This is a genomic window from Amycolatopsis sp. NPDC049688 (assembly GCF_040674975.1).
Classification (GTDB): domain Bacteria; phylum Actinomycetota; class Actinomycetes; order Mycobacteriales; family Pseudonocardiaceae; genus Amycolatopsis.
Map to the genome: position 1 here is coordinate 158,859 of NZ_JBFANY010000016.1, position 22,449 is coordinate 181,307.

15 protein-coding genes are annotated in these 22,449 nt (G+C 70.5%); 10 read left to right on the top strand and 5 right to left on the bottom strand.

The genetic code is table 11. From position 1 onward, the window contains the following. Positions 1 to 8: 8 nt before the first annotated feature. The 4 genes from AB0J55_RS36585 (at position 9) to AB0J55_RS36600 (ending at position 4,193) form a co-directional block, all read left to right on the top strand. On the top strand, positions 9 to 809 hold the full coding sequence (locus tag AB0J55_RS36585; RefSeq protein ID WP_364259403.1) for an inositol monophosphatase family protein: 801 nt from the start codon (positions 9 to 11) through the stop codon (positions 807 to 809). A gap of 137 nt (positions 810 to 946) precedes the next feature. After that, a complete protein-coding gene (locus AB0J55_RS36590) occupies positions 947 to 2,419 on the top strand; it encodes a serine/threonine-protein kinase (RefSeq protein ID WP_364259406.1) in 1,473 nt (490 codons plus the stop codon). A gap of 124 nt (positions 2,420 to 2,543) precedes the next feature. Then, positions 2,544 to 3,602: a glycosyltransferase family 4 protein gene (locus tag AB0J55_RS36595; protein ID WP_364259572.1), complete on the top strand. Its 1,059-nt coding sequence runs from the start codon at positions 2,544 to 2,546 to the stop codon at positions 3,600 to 3,602. 39 nt (positions 3,603 to 3,641) lie between these two features. Next, positions 3,642 to 4,193 carry a DUF4231 domain-containing protein gene (locus AB0J55_RS36600; protein WP_364259409.1) on the top strand — a complete coding sequence of 184 codons (552 nt, stop codon included), beginning with the start codon at positions 3,642 to 3,644 and terminating at the stop codon, positions 4,191 to 4,193. A 41-nt stretch (positions 4,194 to 4,234) separates the two neighbouring features. Here the strand turns inward: AB0J55_RS36600 and AB0J55_RS36605 are convergent, their stop codons facing one another. Together AB0J55_RS36605 and AB0J55_RS36610 are read right to left on the bottom strand one after the other, a co-directional pair. Beyond that, on the bottom strand, positions 4,235 to 7,483 hold the full coding sequence (locus AB0J55_RS36605; RefSeq protein ID WP_364259412.1) for a GH92 family glycosyl hydrolase: 3,249 nt from the start codon (positions 7,481 to 7,483) through the stop codon (positions 4,235 to 4,237). 93 nt (positions 7,484 to 7,576) lie between these two features. After that, positions 7,577 to 8,899 (bottom strand): PLP-dependent aminotransferase family protein, encoded by a 1,323-nt coding sequence (locus tag AB0J55_RS36610; protein WP_364259415.1) that lies wholly within the window; start codon positions 8,897 to 8,899, stop codon positions 7,577 to 7,579. A 47-nt stretch (positions 8,900 to 8,946) separates the two neighbouring features. Here AB0J55_RS36610 and AB0J55_RS36615 point away from each other — a divergent pair, with 47 nt between their 5' ends. Continuing rightward, a complete protein-coding gene (locus tag AB0J55_RS36615) occupies positions 8,947 to 9,942 on the top strand; it encodes an aldo/keto reductase (protein WP_364259418.1) in 996 nt (331 codons plus the stop codon). Here the strand turns inward: AB0J55_RS36615 and AB0J55_RS36620 are convergent. Continuing rightward, complete coding sequence (locus tag AB0J55_RS36620) at positions 9,870 to 10,772, bottom strand: LysR family transcriptional regulator (RefSeq protein ID WP_364259421.1); 903 nt, start codon at positions 10,770 to 10,772, stop codon at positions 9,870 to 9,872. The genes AB0J55_RS36615 and AB0J55_RS36620 overlap by 73 nt on opposite strands. A gap of 82 nt (positions 10,773 to 10,854) precedes the next feature. Here AB0J55_RS36620 and AB0J55_RS36625 point away from each other — a divergent pair, with 82 nt between their 5' ends. Further along, a complete protein-coding gene (locus AB0J55_RS36625; RefSeq protein WP_364259425.1) occupies positions 10,855 to 11,988 on the top strand; it encodes an MFS transporter in 1,134 nt (377 codons plus the stop codon). A gap of 231 nt (positions 11,989 to 12,219) precedes the next feature. Further along, the gene (locus tag AB0J55_RS36630) at positions 12,220 to 12,396 is read left to right on the top strand and encodes a hypothetical protein (protein WP_364259428.1); all 177 of its coding nucleotides are present in this window, start codon (positions 12,220 to 12,222) and stop codon (positions 12,394 to 12,396) included. Positions 12,397 to 12,560: 164 nt separating this feature from the next. Here the strand turns inward: AB0J55_RS36630 and AB0J55_RS36635 are convergent, their stop codons facing one another. Further along, entirely contained in the window at positions 12,561 to 15,479 is a 2,919-nt protein-coding gene (locus AB0J55_RS36635) for a tetratricopeptide repeat protein (RefSeq protein WP_364259431.1), read from the bottom strand. Between the two features lie 148 nt (positions 15,480 to 15,627). Here AB0J55_RS36635 and AB0J55_RS36640 point away from each other — a divergent pair, with 148 nt between their 5' ends. The 3 genes from AB0J55_RS36640 to AB0J55_RS36650 all read left to right on the top strand — a co-directional run bounded on the left by AB0J55_RS36640 (position 15,628) and on the right by AB0J55_RS36650 (position 19,729). Further along, on the top strand, positions 15,628 to 16,290 hold the full coding sequence (locus tag AB0J55_RS36640; protein ID WP_364259434.1) for a hypothetical protein: 663 nt from the start codon (positions 15,628 to 15,630) through the stop codon (positions 16,288 to 16,290). Then, a complete protein-coding gene (locus tag AB0J55_RS36645; protein WP_364259437.1) occupies positions 16,277 to 17,134 on the top strand; it encodes a hypothetical protein in 858 nt (285 codons plus the stop codon). The genes AB0J55_RS36640 and AB0J55_RS36645 overlap by 14 nt, the downstream gene beginning before the upstream one ends. A 72-nt stretch (positions 17,135 to 17,206) precedes the next feature. Continuing rightward, complete coding sequence (locus AB0J55_RS36650) at positions 17,207 to 19,729, top strand: DUF262 domain-containing protein (protein ID WP_364259440.1); 2,523 nt, start codon at positions 17,207 to 17,209, stop codon at positions 19,727 to 19,729. Between the two features lie 1,076 nt (positions 19,730 to 20,805). On the opposite strand, the gene AB0J55_RS36655 is transcribed toward AB0J55_RS36650, so the two are convergent. Then, positions 20,806 to 21,585 (bottom strand): hypothetical protein, encoded by a 780-nt coding sequence (locus AB0J55_RS36655; protein WP_364259443.1) that lies wholly within the window; start codon positions 21,583 to 21,585, stop codon positions 20,806 to 20,808. Positions 21,586 to 22,449: the final 864 nt, after the last annotated feature.

The following is a 22,449-nucleotide window of genomic DNA, read 5'->3' on the forward strand; positions in this document are numbered from 1 at the left end:
TTGGTGGCATGACCGAGCATGCCGCACTACTGGACGTCGCGCGCGAGGCCGTGGCGAAGGCGACGGAGATCGTCCGGTCGCGCCCGAGTTTTTCCGTTTCCGCGAAAGGCGATCGCGACCTGGTGACCGACGTCGACACCGCGGTGGAGGACGCGCTGCGGGCGTTCCTCGCCGCCGAGACGCCGGAGATCGGCATCCTCGGCGAGGAGCGCGGCCGCAGCGGGGAGCGCGGCGGCCGCTGGTGGGCGCTCGACCCGATCGACGGGACCGCCAACTTCGCCCGCGGAATTCCGCTCTGCGGGATTTCCCTGGCCCTGGTGGACGGCGAGCACAGCACGGTCGCCGCGATCGCGCTGCCGTACCTCGGCGTCACGTACACCGCCGCGCGCGGCGAAGGTGCTTTCGCGAACGGAGAGCGCGTTGGCGCGTCGGCCGCGACGGAACTTCGCGACGCGATGATCGCCGTCGGCGACTTCGCGATCGGTGAACTCGCCGAGGAGAAGAACCGCGCCCGCCTGACGCTGCTGTCGGAGCTCGGTGCGCGGGCGCAGAAGATCAGGATGCTCGGCACCGCCGCGATCGACCTCGCCTGGGTCGCGGACGGAAAGCTCGACGCCGCACTGATCCTTTCCAACAACCCCTGGGACACCATGGCCGGCGTGCTGCTCGTGCGCGAGGCCGGCGGCGTCGTCGTGGACCGCGACGGCAGCGAGCACACGGTCGGTTCCGCGGCCACGATCGCCGTCGGCGCGGGGCTGCGCAAGGAGATCGTGGACGCACTTGATCGCGCGTACGGGGTTGTTCGTTAGGATTCCGGGGTACACGTAAGCGGCGCCACAGCGCTCGTTTGCGCTGTCCGCGCAAGGTTTTCGGCTACGTTGGTACCGGTCGGCCCCCCGGCCTGGCATGCTGACCGGATCTCGTCGGCCACTTCGGAGAATGGTGGATGCTCGTGGAAAGTCGCCGGATCCGCGATCGGTACCGGCTGGTCGAGCCGATCGGCGGCGGCGCGATGGGCACGGTGTGGCGGGCGCAGGACGAAAAGCTCGACCGCACGGTGGCGATCAAGGAACTCCTGCTGCCGCACGACCACGACGAGCAACGCACCCAGGAAGCGAAGAACCGCGCGATGCGCGAGGCGCGGATCGCCGCGCGGCTGCAGCATTCCCACGCGATCACCGTGTTCGCCGTCCTCGAGGAGGAGGACCGGCCGTGGCTGGTGATGGAGTACCTGCCGTCGAAGAGCCTGGCGCTCGTGCTCGGCGAGGAGCCGGCCACGGTGGACGACGCCATCCGCGTCGGCGCGCAGATCAGCTCGGCGCTGGCCGGCGCGCACCGCGCGGGGGTCGTGCACCGCGACGTGAAGCCGGCCAACATCCTGGTCGCCGAGGACGGCACGGCGAAGATCACCGACTTCGGCATCTCCCGCGCGATCGGTGACGTCAAGCTGACGGCCACCGGCGAGATCGCCGGCACGCCCGCGTACCTCGCGCCCGAGGTGGCCCGCGGTGAGGAGGCGGACTTCGCCGCGGACGTCTTCTCGCTCGGCGCCACGCTGTACGCCGCCGTCGAGGGGCAGTCGCCGTACGGCACCGCCGACAACCCGATCGCGTTGCTCTACAAGGCGTCCAGCGGCGAGATCGTGCCGCCGGAGAAGGCGGGCCGGCTGACGCCGCTGCTGCTGCGGATGCTCGCCATGGAGCCGGCCGAGCGGCCGTCGATGGACGAGGTCGAGCAGGAGCTGCGGGCGCTGCTGCCGGACGCCGAGCCCGGCGAGTCGGTGCTCGCGGCGACCGTCCCCGAGACCGAGCCGCCTGCCGTACCGGCCGCGGCCCCCGTGCCCGCGGGCGAGGTCACCGCCGTGTCGCCGGGCGCGCGCAAGGGCCTGATCGCCGTCGGGGCGGGCGCGGCGCTGCTGTGCGTCGCGGTCGTCGTGGCGATCCTGCTGGTCGTGCGGCAGAAGCCGCCGCAGGACACGGCCGCCCCGCCGCCGTCGCAGACCCCGGCCACCTCGGCGTCCGCGACCCCCTCGACGTCATCGCCATCGCCGGCGCCGTCGTCTTCTCCTTCGCCGACGCCGCCGCCCTCGACCGCGCCGAGCTCGCCGACGGTCTCGACGGTGGCCTCGTCGAAGACGGCGGCTCAGGCGCTCAGCGACTACTACTCGCTGCTCCCGGGCAACCCGCAGGCGGCGTGGAACCTGCTCACGGACAAGTTCAAGGCGTCACGTCACCAGACGTACGAAACGTACAAGGGCTTCTGGAGTCAATACCGGAAGGTGGACGCGACCAACGTCAGGGAGGTCGGCCCCAACCGGGTCAGCGCGACCGTCACCTACGACGGCGGGAAGGGCGAGAACGACACCTTCACACTCGTCCAAGAGGGTGGCGTCTGGAAGATCGACTTGCAGAGCCCCTGAACCTCTTCGCGCCGGGGTGCGTGTGACGTATGAGCCGTCACCGCCGTCGACCCACGCTGGAGGTAGCCGTGTCTGTTTCCGAACCCGACCTGCTCCGGCGCGCGCGATGAGGCCCGCCGACCCGATGGTGTTCATCCTCCCGGCCGCGCCGCCGGGCAGCGACACCTACGACAAGCGGATGTGCCAGAACCTGCCCGCGGTCGGCCAGCCGGTGCTGGAGCTGCCGATCGCCGGCGACTGGCCGGAGCCGGACGCGACGTCGAGACGCAGACTGGCGCGGTCCCTCGCCGCGCTGCCGGACCGGACGGTCGTGCTGCTCGACGGCATGATCGCCTCCGGCGTGCCCGAAATCGTCGTCCCGCACGCGCGGCGCCTGCGCCTGGCCGTGCTGGTCCACCAGGCCCTCGCCGACGAGCCCGGCCTCGACCCGGCGCACGCGGCGGAGCTGGATGCGTGCGAACGCGAGACGCTGCGGATGGCCGGGATGGTCGTCGCGACCAGCCCCTGGCTCGCCCGGCTGCTGATCGACCGCCACGACCTGGACCCGAGCCGCGTCTACGTGGCCAAGCCGGGCACCGACGCGGCCCCGCTCGCCGCGGGCGCGGACGGCGTGTCCCGGCTGCTGTGCGTCGGCGACGTCACCCGCCGCAACGGCCACGACCTGCTGGTCCAGGCCCTCGGCGAGGTCGACCACCTGGCCCTGTCGTGCGTCTTCGTCGGCTCCCTGCAGGTGGACCCGGCGTACGTCGACGAGCTCGGCTGGTCGATCGAGCGCCTCGGCCTGGGCAACCGCATCACCCTGGCCGGCGACGCGGTCGACCTCGGCGCGGCCTACAACGCGGCGGACCTCCTGGTGATCCCGGCCCGCGCGGCGACGTCCGGCATGTTCGTGGCCCAGGCACTGGCCCGGGGCATCCCGGTCCTGGCCTCCGAGGTCGGCGGGGTGTACGACGCCCTCGGCGTCGACGCGGACGGCGAGATGCCGGGCCTGCTGGTCGAGCCGGACGACCCGTACGCACTGGCGGACGCCCTGCACCGCTGGTACGCGGACCCGGAGCTACGCCGCTCGTTGCGCACGGCGGCCCTCGGCCGCGGCAGCGCGCTGGAGGAGTGGGACGTGGCGGCCCGGCGGCTCACCCACGTCCTCTCGCGGCTGGCGTCGGAACCGCGGATCGTCGCCTGACGCTTGCCGCGCGGACGGCGGGTCCGAGAACCTGGCCCGATGTGGCCCAGACACCGGACCTCGTCGCCGACCGAACTCGCCTCCGAACGAGGCTTCCTGGAACTGGTCGGGCGGCAGCCCGACCTCCCGCTGCGCGAGGTGTTCCTCGGGTTCCGTGATCTCGTGTCCGCCGACATCGAGTGGATCGATTCGCGGAAGAAGCGGTTCAAGCGGCCGGCTTCGCGGGTGCGGATCGCCGCGCTGGTGCTCACCGCGTTGTCGACGGTCGTGCTCGGCATCCCGGAGATACCGCTGCGGGCCTCGATCGCCTTGCCGCTGGTCGCGGCGGTCACGCTGCTGACCGGCCTCGAAACCTTCTTCACCTGGCGCTCGCGGTGGCTGCTCATGGAGGAAACGCAGTACCGGATGAACCGGCTGCGCGACGAGATGGACTACTACCTGGTCACCACGTCGGCGGCCGACCTCGAACGGAGCCGCCTCGACCGGTTCTACGCCGAGCAGCAGGATCTCTGGGCCGACGTGAGCCGTCGCTGGGTGGAGTTCCGCAAGCACGACCGCCCGCCGCAGCCGGGGGTGCGGCCCTCGCCCTGATCCGGCGGAAGGGTTCGCCGGTTGCCCGGCGAACCCGACCGTCAGGCCAGGGTGAGCGCGTAGATCTCCACCCGCGGGTCGTTCGGCAGGCTCACCGACTGCACGGTCTTCCCACCGTCCAGCCCGGCCGAGATCCCGAACAACCGCACCGGCGGTCCGTCGACCCCGCTGCCGGCCTTGATCCGGTGCGGCATCTCCAGCAGCACCGGGCTCCCCGATCCCGCCCAGTCACCGAAGGTCAACGCCAGGTCGGCGCTCGTGCCGTCGGTGTAGTGCGCGGTCACCGTCGTCGACACCGGGCCGTTGTGCGAGGCGCCCACGATGCGAAGCGCCGTGTGCTGACCCGCCGGGAGCAGCAGCGACTGCCCGCGGGCCTCCACGAAGTTGGGCGAAGTGCCCGAGGCGTCCGGGGCCGCGTACGTCACGCCGTCCCACACCACCGGGCCGGCCGCCGGGAGCAGCGAAGCGTCGTAGCTCCAGCCGCCGCCGTCGAAGTCGCCTTCCGTGGACGCGGCCACGGTGGCCGTGCCGTCGTGGTTGCGGTCACGGCTCAGATCGACCGCACACTGGGGGCCGGGCGAAACGCACGTCGACGGCGTCCGGACCTCGATCGTCGCCGAGCGCGTCACCTTGTTCGCGCCCAGGCCCGACACCGCGACCTGCACCGGGTACGTCCCGAGGGCCGCGTTCGCCGGCACGTTCACCGTGATCGGCACCGTCCGCTGCACCGGCAGCCGTCCGGACCAGATCAGCTCGAGCGGCTGGACGCGGGCCGGCCACGACCCGGCGGTGACCGAAACCGTCACCGGCTGCAACGCCGGGTTCTGCGCCACCACGTCCAGGTCGAGGTGCACCTGCTGCGCCGTGCCGGCCGGGATGACCACCGACGTCTGCCGCAGCGAAGCGTCGACGTGCCGCCGCGAGTCGCCCGGCGCGTTGTTCACCGAAGGCGGCGTCGCGGCCGGGGAGGTGCCCCACGACGACGGCCGCGAGCCGAGCTTGTGCGCCAGCGTCCCGCCGTGCGCCAGCGCCGGCCAGTCCAGGGACGTCTGCCGGACGTCGCGGCCGTTGAGCGACACGCTCTGGATGTACCGGTTCGTGTCGCTCGCGCCCGGCGCCGACACCGTCAGCGTCCCGCCCTGCGAAGACCCGTACTGTCCGATCCGGACGGTCGCCGACTCGAACTGCGGGCTCGACAGCGCCAGGAAGTTCGCGCCGCTCATCGTCGGGTACAGCCCCAGCGACGAGAAGACGTACCAGGCCGACATCGTGCCGAGGTCGTCGTTGCCGGTCATGCCGTCGGGTCCGGTGGTGAACAGCGTCATCGCCGCGCGGACGACGGTCGCCGTCTTCGCCGGGGCACCGACCCAGTTGTACATGTAGGGCGCCAGCAGGTCCGGCTCGTTGTTCGGGTTGTACGTCGCCTTGCCGTAGTAGTCGTACGGGCTGGCGATCCAGTCCTTCCGCGCGGTGCCCGCCGGGTCCTTCAGGAGGTTGCTGTAGGCGAAGAAGGAGTCGAGGCGCTTCTCGGTCGCCGTCCGGCCGCCCATCAGGGAGACGAGCCCGGCCGGGTCCTGCGGCACGAGCCACTGGTACTGGTAGGCGCCGCCTTCGTGGAACTGGTGGTCGGCGTCGACCGGGTTGTACGGCGTGAGGAAGGTGCCTTCGGTGGTGCGCGGGCGGAACTGCTGGGTCGAGGAGTCCCACAGGTTGCGGTACCACTGGCCGCGGCCGGCGAACATCCGCGCGTCGGCCTGGTGGCCCAGACCACGGGCCATCAGCGCGAGGGAGGCATCCGCGGCGGCGTACTCCATGGTCGCCGACGCCGGGTGCTCGCAGTCGTTGTCGCCGCCCTTGGCCGCGCAGTCCTTGCCCAGTTCGAGGCCGCTCGGGATGTACCCGCGGTCGTTGTAGTAGTTGACGCCGGAGCGGCCGTTGTACGGCGAGTCGGCGGGCGGGGTGCTCGTCGCGTTCTTCTTGAGCAGCGCGTACGCCTCTTCTTCGTGCCCGGCGAGCAGGCCCTTCGACCACGCCTCGACGAGGAACGGCGTCACCGGGTCGCCGGTCATGATGTTCGTTTCGCTCTCGGCCAGCGCCCAGCGCGGCAGCCACCCGCCGTCACGGCCGATGGCGACGACCGACAGCGCGACGTCCCGCGCGACCTGCGGTTCCAGCATTTCGAGGAGCTGGTTCTGCGGCCGATAGGTGTCCCAGAGCGAGAAGTTCTGGTACGGCGTGTAACCGCTCGCGGTGTGCACCTTGCCGTCGAAGCCGGTGTACGCGCCGTCGGTGTCGCCGGCCAGGTTCGGGTGCAGCTGCGCGTGGTAGAGCGCGGTGTAGAACGCCGTCTGCCGCTCGGTCGTGCCGCCGGCGATCTTGATCGCGCCGAGCCGGTCCACCCACTGCTGGTGCAGCGCCGTGCGAGTGGTGTCGAAGTCGTAGTTCGACGTCTCCGCGGCGAGGTTCTTCCGGGCGCCGTCCAGACCGGTGTAGGACAGGCCGACCTTGAGGACGACGTCGTGGTCGGTGGTCGCGTCGAAGCTCGCCCAGGCGCCGTTGTTCCCGGTGCCCGCCGCGTCGCGGTTGCCGGGCGTGCGCGTCGAGCCGCGCCAGGTGCCGAACGAGCTGAACGGCCGGTCGAAGGTCGCGGTGAAGTAGACGGTGTGTTCGTCGTGACCGGCGCAGAACCCGCCGGCCTTGACCCGCCCCTCGAGGGTGCGGTCGCCGACGACGTGGATCTCGGAGTCCTTGACGGACTGGTTGGCCTGGCCGGTGTTGAACAGGACGTTCGCCGCGCCGGTCGTGGGGAACGTGTAGCGCTGCCAGCCGGTGCGCGCGGTCGCGGTCAGCTCGGCGTTGATGCCGTACTTCTTGAGGCCGACGCGGTAGTAGCCGGGCTCGGCGTGCTCGTCGTCGTGGGTGTACTCGGACCGGTACGCGTTCTTGTCAACGTTGTCCACGGCCCCGGTGGTCGGCATGATCGGCAGTTCGCCCATCACGCCGCAGCCGACGCCGGACAGGTGCGTCTGGCTGAAGCCGTAGATCGCGTTCTGCAGGTAGTCGTAGCCGCCCTGACCGCCGGTGTCCGGGCTGACCTGCACCATCCCGAACGGCGCACTGGCGCCGGGGAAGGTGTTGCCGAAGTTCTGCGTGCCGACGAACGGGTTGACCAGGCTCACCGGATCGACCGGTGCCGGGGCTGCCGTGGCCGCGGTGGCCTGGCTCGTGGCGGCGACCACGAGCCCGACGGCCGCGGCGGCGACCAGCCGTCTGCTGTGCTGCGACCCCATGGGGCGCACCTCCCAGTGGTGACAACGTTGTCAGAAGCGGACTGTCCAGCAGCCTTTCACATCGGCGGCCCCGTTGGGAAGGCGGCAACCAGGTCAAGCCGTTGTCATAGCGCGCCGAAGCAGCCGCGCGGCGGCTTCGACGCCGGTGTCGGCGAGGTTGCCGTAGCCGAGGACGAGGGCGGGCTCGCCGGGCGCGGTCCGGTAGCTGTCGAGGTCGGCCACCTTGACGCCGTCCGCCCGTGCCTTACCGACGACGGCCGCGGCGTCCCGGTCGAGGTGGAGGACCAGGTGCAGGCCGGCCGCGACCCCGGAGAGCCGCGCCGGCCCGAGCGCGCCGACGAGCTTGTCGCGCCGCGCCCGGTAGCGCAGCCGCGCGGCCCGCAGGTGCCGGTCGTAGCCGCCGCCTTCGACGAAACCGGCGAGGGCCAGCTGGTCGACCACGGGCGGCGGGTGCGCCCGTACTGTCCACTGTGGAGGAAGCAGTGCCCAGCCGAGCCCGAGCGCGGGGCTGAGCGTCTTGCTGACCGACCCGAAGAGCGCGACCCGTCCCGGGTCGGTGCCCTGGACGGTGCCGACGGGCCGCCGGTCGTACCGGAACTCGGCGTCGTAGTCGTCTTCGAGGATCAGCCCGTCGACGTCCCGTGCCCAGCCGAGGAGCTCGGCCCGCCGCCGCGGCGAAAGGACGGAGCCGGTGGGGAACTGGTGCGCGGGCGTGACGAGCACCGCGCGCACGCCCGCCGGGATCCGCCCGACGTCGATGCCCTCGTCGTCGACCGGCACCGGATCGACGGTCATCCCGGCGCCTTCGGCCGCCCGCCGCAACCGCGTCCACCCGGGATCTTCGACGGCCAGCCGCGTGCTGCCGCGCTCGACCAGAGCCCGGCAAACGCTGGTCACGCCGTCGGTGACGCCGCCGCAGACCAGCACGGTGCCGTCCGCGGCGCCGCGGACGCGCCGGAGGTAGCCGGCGAGCACCCGGCGTAGCCGGGGGTGGCCGCCCGGCTCGGGCAGCCCGAAATCCGGGTGCGGTGTGTTCGCGAGGACCTCGCGCACCGCGTCCGCCCACGGCCGGCGGGGGAAGTTCCGCAGGTCGGGCAGGCCCGGCGCGAGGTCGTACCGCGGCGGCGCCGCCCGCGGCGGTTCCTTCGCCGCCACCGCGCCACCCACCGGCCGGACCCGGGTGGCCGACCCGGTGCGCCCGGCCAGGTACCCCTCGGCGACGAGCTGGGCGTAGGCCTGCGTGACGACCCACCGCGAGCACCCGAGGTCGGCCGCGAGCCGGCGGCTCGGCGGGACCGCGCCGGTCAGGACGCCGTCCCGGATCGCCCGGCGCAGCGCCCTGGCCAGCTGTTCGTGCTTGGGCCCCGGTCCGGTGAGCTCCGGCAGCCCGCCCCAATCGGTCTGTGATCCTGCCACGGAATTGGACTGTAGTACCGGACCGATCCGCGCCTAGCGTGATCGGCATGAAGAAGGTGGAACTGGGCCGGACCGGCCAGTACGTGAGCCAGGTGTCGCTGGGCTGCATGACCATGGGCACCTCGACCGGCGAGCCGGTGTCGGCCCGCATCCTGGACGCGTACCTCGAGGCCGGCGGCGACTTCCTCGACACGGCGAACTGCTACGCCTGGTGGGCGGGCTCGTCGTTTGCCGGCGGCGAGAGCGAATCCCTGCTCGGCAAGCTGCTGCGCGGCCGCCGCGACCGGGTCTTCCTGGCCACGAAGGTGGCGGCGGGCATCACGGACCTCCCGGCCGCCCGCGCGGCGTCCCGCCCGGACGGTTCGACGGATTGGGAAGCGCGGGAGCGCACGTACGAAGGGGCGAGTGCCGCGGTGATCGAGCGCGAGGCGGAGGCCAGCCTGCGCCGCCTGGGCACCGACCACATCGACCTCTACTACGTCCACGTCGACGATCGGCGCACCCCGCTCGAAGAGACACTGTCCGCTTTGGACGCATTGGTGCGGTCCGGCAAGGTGCGGTACATCGGCTGGAGCAACGTCCGCACGTGGCGCCTGGAGCGCATCCGCGCGCTGGCGCCGGCCAACGGCTGGGCGTCCCCGGTGGCGGTCCAGGTGCAGCACTCGTACCTGCGCCCGACCGGCGCCGACGTCCCCTCGATCGCGGGCGGCGAGCTGCTGGACTGGCTGGCGCTGCACCCGGACGTCTCACTGACGGCGTATTCCTCGCTGCTGCGGGGAATCTACGACGACGCCGCGTACCGGGAGTCCACGCAGATCTGGCGGTCGTACGCCGGCCCGGACAGCGAGGCGCGCCTGGCCGCGGTGTCCGAAGTGGCCTCCTCGCTGGGCGTCACGGGCAACCAGGTCGCACTGGCGTGGCTGCTGCACAAGGGAGTCATCCCGCTGATCGGCCCGCGGACGTGGGCGCACTACGAGTCGATCGCGCCGGCGTTCACTTTGGACCTCCCGGAGGAGTCGATGTCCTTGCTGGACAACGCGTAGGCGGTGGCGAGCAGCGCGGCGACACTCGGCTTGTGCTCGTCGCGCCGCCGCCAGGTCATGGTGACGCCGGTGGCCGCCCCGGCCAGCGGGACGGCGACCGCGCCCGGGTGCTCGACGAGGGCGGGCACGATCCCGCACCCCAGGCCGGCGGCCACGCACCGCGCGAGGGCGGCGAGGCTGCCGACTTCGGCCTCGACGACCGGCCCGTCGATCCGGTCCAGCATCTCCCGGAAGCCGCAGCCTTCCGGCGTCGCCAGGAATCCGGCGCCGTCGAGATCGCCGGGCCGGATTTCGTCCTTGCCTGCCAGCGGATGCCCCGGCGGGACGATGACGACGAGGGGCTCGGTGCCCAGTGACGCGCTGGCGAGAGCCGGGTCGGCGGGGGCGTCGCCGAAGGTGAAGCAAACGTCCACTTCGGACTGCCGCACGGCCTGGTAGAGCTCCCCGCGGCCGCCCTCCCGGAGCGTGACGCGCACGCGCGGCCACCGCGTCCGGTACTCGCCGAAGAGCGCCGGAATCCGCTGGGCGCACAGGGTTTCGAGGGCGCCGATGGTCAATGCGCCTTCGGGTTCGCCGCGTTCCCCGTCGACCGCGGCCTTGGCTTCTTCGACGAGTTCGAGCACCTGGTCGGCGTACCCGACGAGCCGTTCGCCGGCAGCGGTGAGCCGCAGCCGCCGCCCGCGTTCGAACAGCTTCGCGCCGAGTCCGGCTTCGAGGGCCTGGATCTGCTCGGTGACGCTGGACTGCGCGTAGTGCAGCTCGGCGGCGGCGCGGGTGAAGTTGAGCGTCCGCGCGACGACGCGGAAGGTGCGCAGGTGGCGCAGTTCCATGGCATCCCCCATCGGTGTTCCCGATCCCGGCCATCGTAACTGCCTGCTTCCGCCGGTGTCACCGAGCGTTCAGGCTTTCCCCGTGGCAAGACTCCTCACCGGCCTTTCGCTGGGCTACTTCCTGGTCATGCTGGACACGACGATCGTGACGGTCGCCCTTCCGGCCCTTTCGCCGTCTTTGGCGGCGCAGCAATGGATTTCCAACGGCTACACGCTGACGTTCGCGGCGTTCCTCCTGCCCGCGGGGGCGTGGTCGGACCGGTTCGGCGCCCACCGCGTGTTCTTCACCGGCCTGATCTCGTTCGGGGCTCTGTCCGGTCTGTCGGCGCTCTCCTTTTCGACGGCCTTGCTGATCGCGCTCCGGGCCCTGCTCGGCGTCGCGGGCGCGTTGCTGGTGCCTTCGTCGCTGTCGCTGATCGCCGCAGCCTGGCCGACTCCGGCCACGCGGGCGAAGGCGATGGGCGTCTGGGCGGCGGTGAGCGGGACGGGCCTGGTGGCCGGGCCGCCGCTCGGCGGTCTCCTGACGGAGGCGTTCGGCTGGCGGGCGATCTTCGTGGTCAACGTCCCGGTCGCGCTGGTCGCCCTGACGCTGTCCCGTTCGGCGCCGCCGATCCCGGCGAGGGCGGGCCGGATGCTCCCCGGGCGCCTGTTCCGGGTGCGGGCGTTCCCCCTGGGGCTCGCGGCGGGCGCGATCGTCAACTTCGGCTTGTCCGGGGTGCTGTTCGTGCTGTCGCTGTATTTCCAGGAGAATCGCGGTTATCCGCCGTCGGCGGCCGGGTTGGCCTTTCTTCCGCTGACGATCCCGACGGCGTTCAACCCGATTCTCACCGGCCGGTTGGTCGCGCGGATCGGGCCGCGGATTCCGGCCGTTTCCGGCTTTGTGCTGATGTCCGGCGGCACCCTGGTCCAGGCGTGTTCGACGTCGGCGGCCCTGTCGGTGGTCGCGCTGGCGCTGCTGGGCTTCGGGGTGTCGCTGGCGATCCCCTCGCTGCTGACGGCGGTGGTCGCCGCGGCTCCGCCCGGCCTCACCGGCGTCGCCGGCGGGGCGCTGAACGCGGCTCGCCAGGCGGGGGCGGCTCTGGGGGTGGCGGTCCTGGGGGCCGTGCTGGCCGGCACGACGACGTCGATCGCGCTGGTCACGGCGTCGGGGCTGCTCCTGGCCGGTGCGCTGCTCGTCGCGGCGATCCCGGCGGCGGAGACGCAGCCGGTGGGCTGAGCCGGAGGCCGCGTTCCCCCCTCGAGAACGCGGCCTCCGTGTGCTCACAGCATCCGCGCCGGGTGTGGACAAGAAGTGGACAGCGCGTGGATGCGACGGCGGAAACTGTTTCCTGTTCGTTTATGAAACAGGAAACCCCTTGTTGCCGGTGGCGGTGGAGCGAATCCTCATTGGTGGGCGCGGAAATTCTCCGAAGCGCTCAGAAATCACCGTTTCCGAGGAGGATTCGTCATGTCCAAGAAGCTGCTCAAAATCGGTGGCCCGGCGCTCGCGATCTGCGCGCTCGCGGCCCTGCCGCTGCTCGGTTCCACGGCGTCGTCCGCGGACGACCACGGCAGCGCCCCGGCCGCCGCGGTCGTCACGCCGACCCCGACGGACACCACCGACGGCAACCCCTGGCACGGCTGACGCGCCGGCCGTGAGCGGCGGCACCGCAGTCGCCGCTCACGGCTCACGGCAGCCGAGCGTTTCCGCTGTTCACCGTGGGCGCAGGCACGCGCGCGTTCCTCGGCACCATCCACGGTTCACCGCGGGCCGCAAGCGCCCGAGCGTTCCTCAGCACTATCCGCGGCTTACTGCGGGCCACAGGCGCAGCCGAGCGCCGACCGTTCCTCGCGCACCTCACCGGCCTCCGGCAGGTCGAGCGCGGCGAACTCGGCCTCGGCCGCGGCCCAGTGCGTCACCGCGCCTTCGTGGTCGCCCATCGCGTGCAGCGCCTCCGCCACCCCGCGGTGGGCGCGGGCCCGGTACGCCCGGTTCCCGCTGCCGTCGGCGAGGTCCAGGGCCGACTTGCAGGCCGTGAGGGCCTCATGCCGGGCGCCGCGGGCCAGCGCCGTCGCGCCGCGGTCGAGGTAGAGCTGCGTGCGCAGGTCGGCGTCCGGCACGTTCGCCGCCACCTCCCGGGCCTTGTCGTGGTAGCGCACGGCTTCGGCGAACCGGCCGCGCTGCCGGTGCACGTTGGCGATGTTGTTCAGCGCGTACGCCTCGACGCACAGGTCGCCGATCTCGGCGGCGTGCCCGTGCGCGTCCGTGTAACTGGCCAGCGCTTCGGTGAGCAGGCCGAGCTTCTCCTGCACCGAGCCCAGGTTGTTCATCGTGTGCGCCACACCCTGGACGTGGCCGATCTCCCGCAGCATCCGCGCGGCGGATTCATGCTGCTGCAACGCGACTTCGAGGTGGCCGTGCTGTTCGTTGAGGTAGCCCAGCATGCTCAGCGCGTGGGCCTCGCCCCGCCGGTCCTCGGTCTGCTCGTACTTGGTCAGCGCCGCCTCGAGGTGCGCGATCGCCTGGTCGTGCCGGCCCAGTTCCATGGTCGGGATGGCGAGCGCGCAGAGCGTCGCCGCTTCGCCGCGCGGGTCGCCGAGGCGGCGCCACTTGGGCAGCGCCTGGGCGGCGAGTTCCAGCGCCTCGGCCAGCTGCCCGCGCCGGTCGTGCGCGGTGGCCAGCCGCAGCAGGACGTGCGCCTGGCCGTAGTCGTTCCCCTCGTCGGCGGCGACGATCTTCCAGGCGAGCTCCAGCGTGCCGATCCAGTCCTCGAACTGGTTCGTCGTGTTGAAGTACCGCCACAGCAGCACGGCCAGCCGCCACGTGTGCTCGGGCAGCCCGTGCCCGGCGGCGTAGCGGATGGCGGCCACGAGGTTGTCGCGCTCGGCGACGATCCACCGCAGCCCGGCGTCGGCGTCGGTGAAGCGCGGCGTCACCGGGCAGGACCGGTCGGTCGTCGAGGGCAGCTGCGCCCGGTCGAAGGGGTACGCGGCGCGGACCGCGCCCGCGAGCGTGACGAGGTAGTAGTCGAGCAGCCGCACCAGCGCGTGCCTCGGCGCCGGCTCGACGGCGGCGAACTCCTTGAGCGGGTCGAGCATCTGGTACCGCTCGGGCGCGGCCTCCTCCAGCAGGCTGACTTCGTGCAGGTCGTCGAGCAGCAGCCGCGCCTCGGCGACGTCGCAGCCGGCCAGCGCCGCCCCGCCGACGACGTCCACGTCCGGCCCGGGCAGGCTCCCCAGCAGCCGGAACAGGGTGCGCTGCGGCTCTCCGAGCTGGTGGACGGACGCGCGGACAGCGGCGGTGCCGCCGTCGTCCGCGGCGCCCCACGGCCCGTTTTCCTCGAGCAGCCGGAGCAGGTGGTCCAGGGGCCACCGGTCGTGCCGCCGGAACAGCGCGGCCGCCACCCGGATGGGCATCGGCAGGTAGCCGCACCGCCGGACCACGGCGGCCACCTCGGCCGTCCGGCCGCGCACCCGCGCCGGCCCGATGAGCGTGTGGAACAGCTCGACCGCCTCGTCCGGCGGCAGCGGCGCGAGCCGGAGGGGCTCGCCGGTGTCGGCGTCACCCATCCGCCGGCTGGTGATGACGGCCAGGCAGCCGTCCGCCTCGGGCAGCAGCGGCCGGATCTGCGCGGGCGACGCGGCGTTGTCCAGCACGACGAGCGTGCGCGTGCCCCACAGCGTGGCCTGGTAGAGCGTGACCTTCCGGCCCACGGTGGCCGGGATCTGTTCGGCGGGCACGCCGAGCTCGACCAGCAGCTCGCTGAGGGCGTCCCCGACCTCGGCCGGGTCGACGCCGGGGGTGAAGCCGTTCAGCCGGACCAGCAGCTGGCCGTCGGGGAACCGGCCGCGCAGCCGGTGCGCGGCCTCGACCGCCAGCCCGGTCTTGCCGGCCCCGGGCGCTCCGCTGACCCAGATGGCGCGCCGCCCGGCCCCGGCGGCGGCTTCGATGGCGGCGATTTCCCCGGCCCGGCCGGTGAACCCGCCGGGCCGCGACGGCAGCGAGCTGGGCGGATCGCCCTGCTCGGCCCGCGCGGCGAGCTTGCGCAGCACCGGCCCGGGCGCCATCCGCAGCGCGGCGAGGGCGTCACGGGTGCCGTGGAAGACGCGCAGGGCCGCCACCCGGTCGCCGCCGGCCAGCAGGGCGCGGATGAGCAGTTCGGCGTGCCGCTGGCTGGCCGGATCGGCCTGGACGAGCGGCCGCAGCCGGTCGCGCGCCGGGCGGTGTTCGCCGGCCTCGATTTCCAGCTCGGCCAGGTCGCCGACGACGTCGGCGTAGCTTTCATCGGGCGAGATCACCTCGGCCCCGCCGACGCGGTCGATGTCGATGTCTTCGAGGAACTTCCCGCGCCACAGGCCGACGGCCTCGCGCAGCAGCGCGATCGCCCGGCGCGGGTCTTCGGCGCGGACGTCGGCGGCTTCGGCGCGGAGCCGGGCGAACCGCGCGGTGTCGAGCTGGTCGTCGCCGATCCGCAGCAGGTAGCCGGTCGGGGTGGTCTCGATGGTGGCGTCCCCGACGACGTCCCGCAGCCGCTTGATGTAGCTGCGCACCAGGGTGGGCTTGGCCTCGCGGTCGGCCCAGACGATTTCGGCGAGGCGGGCGGGGGTCACGGGCTTGTTGGCGTGCAGGAGCAGCACGACGAGGACGAACCGCTGCTGCTGGTCACCCAGCGGCACCGGCACGCCGTCGTGCCACGCCTCCAGCGGGCCGAGCATCCGAAACTCCACGCGGCCTCCCCGGCGTCAGCTTGCTGTCCTCTTTTGATGTCGCGCAATCGGCCGTCCGGGTTTCGCAAATCCGCATTTCTTCCACGTTCGGTGCACGCGGGGTTGGCAAACTCCGCCGGTCCATCAGGGGTGTGAAGGAGAAACCGATATGGGGTCCGACGTGTTGCCGTGTTACGTGGCGTGCGATGTTTCGCTCTCGATGGCCGACCACCTCGAGGAGCTGAACACGGGGTTGCGCGAATTCCGCGGCGCGGTCCACGCGGACGCGTCGGTCGCCGACCGCGTGTTCTGCAGCGTGGTCGGCTTCGGCGAGCGGCCGCAGGTGGTGCAGTCCCTGCTGCCGATGGACGACCTGGCGGAGCTGCCCGAACCGGGCCCGTCGGCGGGAACGAACTTCGGCCCCCTGTTCAAGTTCCTGCGCGCCGAGATCGACCGCGAGGTCTCGGCGTTGCGGCGCCATCGCGTCCGCGTCCACCGCCCGCTGGTGTTCTTCCTGTCCGACGGCCAGCCAACGGACCCGGTGACGTGGCCGGCGGCGTTCGCCTCGCTGTCGGACCCGGCGTGGCCCTGCTGCCCCCGGGTGGTGACGTTCGGCTTGGGCGACGCGGACCGCGAGGCGCTGTCCCGGATCGGCACGTTCCGCAGTTACCTCGCCTGCGACGGCATCCGCATGGGAACGGCGTTGATCGCCTCGGTGATGCACGTTCTGTCCACTTCCCGTCCACCGGCCGACCGCACCCTGTCGGCACGGGGGCTCGCAAAGGGGTTGCCATGGAAACGCACTGAGGGAGAGAACAGTGGAGCGCGCTGAGCTGGTCCGCGAGCTGAAATCGCTGCGGAAGGGCCGCGGCCTGCAGGCGAGCAGGCTCCCGGACCGCGTGGGCCCGGTGTTGCGGACGGCCTGCGCGGTCGCGGAGTCGGACGGGATGGTGACGGTCCGGGCGAAGGTGACGGCGAGGTTGTCGGAGCTGTCATCGCACTTGCCGGACGACCTGAGGGTGGCGGTGCTGGCGGCCTTCGCGATATCCCCGGAGGCCCGCCAGCCCCTGTACCAGGACAGAGTCAAGTGGGCAGCCCTCCGCGTCGACCGCGACCCCAGGACGGTGCGACGCCGCGTGGACGAGGCGATAGACCTGCTGGCCGAGCTGGCGCTGGGATCACCGGCGGGTGCTTCACCGGGAAGCTGGCACACGGCATGGGTGACGCTCGCCGTGATCGTGGGCGAGTCGTGCGTGTTCGAGCAGCACAGAGTGGTGGCGGACCAGGACGGCCTGCGCTCGTTCCCCCTGGCCACCGCCGGCGCCGACGGAATGGTCCTCTACGGCGGAACCCTTTCGGAGGGCACGGTGGAGCTGCCGCGCCCGCTGTCCCGGGGTGAGTCGTGGGAGTTCGCGGTGATGTCCAAGATGGAGCCGGCGACCCACATGGTCCACGTCCCGAGACACCGCTGCGAGCTGTTCGACCTACGGCTCCGCTTCGGCGGGGTCGGCCCGGCGGAGGTGCTCGCGCTGGACGGAGCGTTCGAGAGGGACGTCTCGGACGCGGGCTACCGCGGCCGAACGCAGACGGTCGATGTGGCCGGGGAGGTACACCTGCAGTTCCGCCACCTGACGCCGGGGCTGGCTTATGGGGCCCGGTGGGCGGATCGGCCGTGAACACGATCGTGGAGTAACACCGGCTCCGCTTCGCCTGATGAAAGGGGTTACAACGACCGGAGAGGGGACAACGTGGTCGCGGCTCGCGAGACGACGCTGCAGGAACTCCTGGAGGGTTCCAAGCAGTACCAGGTTCCGCTGTACCAGCGGACGTACTCCTGGAAGAACGCTCAGCTGGATCGGTTGTGGGACGACATCATCCAGCTCGCCGCCGACCGCTCCGAGGATCCTGGCCTCACGCACTTCATCGGGTCCGTCGTGCTCGCGCCCAGCCCGGCCAACGGGCCCACTGGTGTCCAGGAATTCCTGGTCATCGATGGCCAGCAACGGCTGACCACCTTGTCCATCCTGCTCTGCGCCATCCGTGATCACCGGGCGAAGCACGAAGGCGCCGAGCACCGCGAACGCATCGACCAGCAATACCTCGTTAACCGGTGGAAGCCCGAGCGGCAGCGCCTCAAGCTGGTGCCGACCCAGGCCGACCGCCCCGCCTACCGGGCTTGCCTCGACGCCGCGCCGCAAGCCGGCGGAACCGATCCGATCGGTGCCGCGTACCGGTATTTCTCCGCCAAGCTCACCGCGGCGGACGATCCGGATGACCCGGAAGACATCGAACGGATCGAGGACGCCGTCATCTCCGGGCTCGCCCTGGTTTCGGTCACCGCCCAGCGCGGCGACAACCCCCACCGGATCTTCGAGTCGCTGAACAACACCGGCCTGAGCCTCAGCCAAGCCGACCTCCTGCGGAACTACCTGTTCATGCGACTGCCCACCCGCGGTGAAGCCGTTTACCAATCGTTGTGGCTGCCCTTGCAGCAACACCTCGAACGCGGCCAGCTGGAACAGCTCTTCTGGCTCGATCTCGTGCAACGCGATCCGCGCATCAAGCAGACCGACACCTACGCCCGTCAGCAGCGACGTCTCGAATCGATGCGCACCGAAGAAGAAATCGAGCAAGAGGTGGCGCGGTTCAGCCGTCTCGGCGAGCTTCTGCGTACGATCCACGATCCGTCCCTCGAGGCGGACCCGTCGGTGCGGCGCCGACTCGCCCGGCTCCGCGACTGGGGCACGACCACGGTGTACCCGGTCCTGCTCCACCTGCTCGATCGACGCGACCACGGCTCGGCCGACTCCGAGCAGATCGCCAGGGCCATGCTGTACCTGGAAAGCTATTTCGTGCGCCGCCTCCTCATCGGCCGCGCCACGGCCAGCATCAACCGCGTGCTGCTGTCGATCGTCACCGAAATGGATGGTGACCTGCCGGTCGACCAGGCGTTGCACCAGTACCTCTCGACGGGCCGGAAGTACTACGCGACCGATCAAGACCTTCGCGCGGCGATCCGCTCGATCCCGTACTACTTGAACGGCCGCCCACAGCAGCGATCTTTGGTGCTGCGCTGGCTCGAGGAGACGTACGCCAGCAAGGAGCCGGTCGACCTCTCCGAGCTCACCATCGAGCACGTGCTTCCTCAGACTCCCACCGAGGAGTGGCGGCAGATGCTGGGCGAAGACCTGGAGGCCGGGGAAGACTTCGGGCAGGCCCACGAAGCTCTTGTGCACACGTTGGGCAATCTGACTCTCACCGGGTACAACTCCAAGCTGAGCAATAGTCCCTTCGCCGTGAAACGCCCCCAGCTGGCTGCCAGCGGCGTGCGCATGAACCAGGAGATCGCCGAGCAGGAGCGGTGGAGCCGCCCGCAGATCCATGCCCGTGCGGATGCCATGGCGGAGCGGGTGATCGCCGTTTGGCCGGCCCCCGCCGAGCGTGCCGCCGAGGTCTCCGGTCCGGATTGGAACGCCGTCGGCCAGGCTCTCGCGGCGCTGCCTGCCGGATCGTGGACCACCTATGGCGACCTGGCCGCGTTGATCGGCACCCAGGCCATTGCTGTCGGCCAGCGACTGGCGACCGTCGTCACGCCGAACGCGCACCGGGTGCTGCAGTCGGACGGCAAGGTGTCGCCGAATTTCGCGTGGGTGGACCCGTCCCGGACCGACGACCCGCGTGCGCTGCTCGAAGCCGAAGGCCTGCCGTTCGATTCACACGGACGCGCCGAACCGGGACGACGGCTCGCAACGGAGCAGCTGGCCGTCCTGCTGGGCGCCGAGATCCCGGATCAGCTGCCGAAGATCGGCCCAGGCCAGGATCGGCAGCTGGCCGACCGGTTCATGACCCAGCTCATCGAGCGGCAGGGGCCGGACGTCGCCCAGGCGGTGGCTGAGGTGATCAACGCGTGGACGAGCTTCGGAGGGCAGCTGGAGTACGGGATCGAGCAGGAAACATCCTGCTTCTTGATGTCGCGGGGAAAGTCCGACCCCCGCGGCAACATCTGGCCGGCCGCGCTCTACCCGAGCGGCAAGTTCGAGGTGGTGTTCCAGCACCTCGGTATCCGGCCGCCGTTCGACTCGTACAGCCGACGTGAGGAGTTGCGCCAGCGGCTCAACAAGATCGACGGAGTCGAGCTGCCCGAGTCGAAGCTCGGCCAACGTCCCGGTTTTCCCCTCGAACTCCTGACAGACCGCGGTCGGCAGCAGACCTTGATAGAGGTACTTGACTGGTTCCACGACACAGCCCGCGGCGACACATTGGCGCTGTGACGGCTTGGCCGGCATCTGATCGCCCCCGCCGAATCTGAAGTGATCACGGTCGCCAACGAAGGTCTCGCAGCGCGATGGCCGGGGACTACGTAACGTGACAGGCACGATCGCTCCTCGGAGGGCGGTGATCAGACGAAGAGGGGGTAACCGTTGCCGAGCGGTCTACAACCGGCGCCCAAGCCGGGCCCGCCACCGGTTGCGCAGCGGTGGTTCCAGGAACGGCCGTCGTCGTTCCCCTGGGAGCAGGACGGCTTCGATCACATCAAGCGGCTGATGCCGCCGGCTGAGCCCTACCGCGCGTGGGCGACGTTCACGTTCACCAGGACGTCCAGCAAGATCAACGAGTGCGTGCAAGGAACGGAAAACCCGGCTCGAGGGGGCGGCCAAGCACCTCGCGCCTCCTCGGTTGAGCCTGCTGGGTTCCTGTCGGCGCCCGGGCTGCAGTCGGCGCTCGACGAAGCTCAGTGGAACCACGTCTTCGGTCGTGATGACGACTGCGACGGCTTGCGGTGGGATTGGCGCGATCTGCCGGCCACGCCACGACAGCAGAAAACCGCCGGATCACTCCCGTGTTCTCGCACCAGATCCTGGCCAAGCTCCTGCAGCCGATCGGTATCCGGGCGGCCACGGCCGACCTGCGGTTCGACGACGACTGGGCGCTGGCATAGGATGTCCTCGACGCCGGTCCGACCTGGGAAGACCGCCTCGCTGAACGGACCGGGATCGTGCGCGAGGAAAGCAGGGTTCGGATCTACCTGACTCAGCAGGCGACCGACGAGCAGCGGCAATCCGTCGAGCGGGCCGCACGCCGTGAGTATCAGCTGCTTCAGGGCATCACCCATCGAGGGGGCCCCGAAGCGGTGCAGATTCGGGATCACCGGCGCGGGTCCGATGATCCTGTTCCACCACCGCGAGTCGGATCTCCGGCTGGACGTTTACGGCAAACGGCTCACTCCGAGACCCGGATGGAGATAGTGCTTCAACCGCGGCCCCACTAATCAACTTCACTCACAGTTTTAGTTGTGGCAAAACCTAGCCTTCGAGGGTCGCGACGACTTTTCCGTTGCAGGCGGCCGCTATCGGCCGCCGTGCTGCCGTTGGGAGTTGCCGAGCCGCTGGTCCGGACTGACACCGGCGACGACTGCACGCCCTAATCCAAGGCTGATCTTGATCTGTTGCGCGACCAACTCCGTTCCTGCTCCACGGGTGCCGATCCAGCCATCGCCGAGCAGGCCGGTGAACAGGGTGTTGTTCAGGTACCGAGGCGCTATCCGGTAGTCGATCGCGCGGCCTTGGCGGCCGGGGTGCGGGCCGTCCTCGAGTAGAGTCTCAACGTGCTTGCGTGAGAGGTACATGCCGGGTACGAGGTCTTGCGTTCCTGCTTCGAAAGGGACGGGGTCGCAGAACTTAAAAAATGTTGCCGCCTGCATGAGTTGAATATCCGCCGGCCGGTTATCGACCATGCAGGCCTTGTCGATTTCGCGCATCCGAGCTAGCTCGCTCGCGAAGTTCTTGTCGCTGTCCGGCCAGTACGTCAGTTCACGACCTTCGGAGTTGAATTTCTTGTACTGGACCAGTACGAAGCAGCCGTGAAAATCATTGTAATAGACGAGATCCACACCGGTCTGGCGCTCAAGCGATCGCGTGTTCGCGTAGTAGATGTGTAGCTCGCGGCCGCTCCGGGTGTGTCGTCTCACGGTCCAGTCGATCGCTTCGCCATCTGGCCAGCCCGGAACATGCATGAAGTCGCTCCGAATCAGATCGTCCTCATGGGGTATTTCTTCGCCGGGTATGTTGTAGTAGAAGTCCTCCGCGGAAGTTGAGGACGGCCAGTTCCTGATCGGTGCGCGGTCCATCTGGAACGCCGTAAGTAGGACGTTACTCCCGTCGCGTTGCACTAGGGAGTTCTCAGCGGCGTCGCTCGTTACCACTGGCACTGCCACTCTGGCCCGTAGCTCCTGCAACTGGCCCGCGAGCGCTGGGAACTCCAGTGCGAGAGCATCGAGAAGGCGGCGGCCTCGCGCAGGCGTGAGGGGCCCGTTTGCGCGCAGAGCGTCCGCTTGGCCTTTGAGGCGGGTTTCAAGACCGGCGACGGGCGCCGGCGTCCGCAACGCAGTGAATTCCTCGACCTCAATGCGGCGTTCGTATGACGTCGCTCTCCGACCAGGAATCACTATGCCGAGACCAACGAGATGGTCTTGTGTGCTGTCCGTCGGGCGGTCCACGAAGATGGCGAGACAACGGCGCCGGAGCTGCCAGTCTTGGGCCGCTGGCAGCGGGCAGGCAAAGACTGGCTGGTCGACAATGCGTAGGGACTCACCCAGTAGTCTCGAACGCATGACCTGGGTTAGTCGTAGTACGGCGACACGGAGTTCCACCTCATGCATTCTGTCACATGGGGCCGTAGCTGTTCAGGTCATTTAGATAGTTGTTGGCAGTCGAGGGCTGGTGATGGCGTCGCGGAGTGCGGTGATGATGGAGGCTGCCTTTGCGGGCGATGGATACCGGTAGATGATCTCCTCGACCATCGTCCGCGCATCCGAGAACGGTCGGTCCTGCTTGCCTGTGCGGACCGGGAGCAGGTCTTCGAATAAGGCCCAATGGTCGTCTGAGAGCAACTGAAATCGCGATACATCTCGGAGCATCTTAGCCTGCAGTCGAGGTCTTTGTCAGACAGGCCCTAGCTTGAGTCGTCATCGTCGAACTTCGAGAGGAGCCGA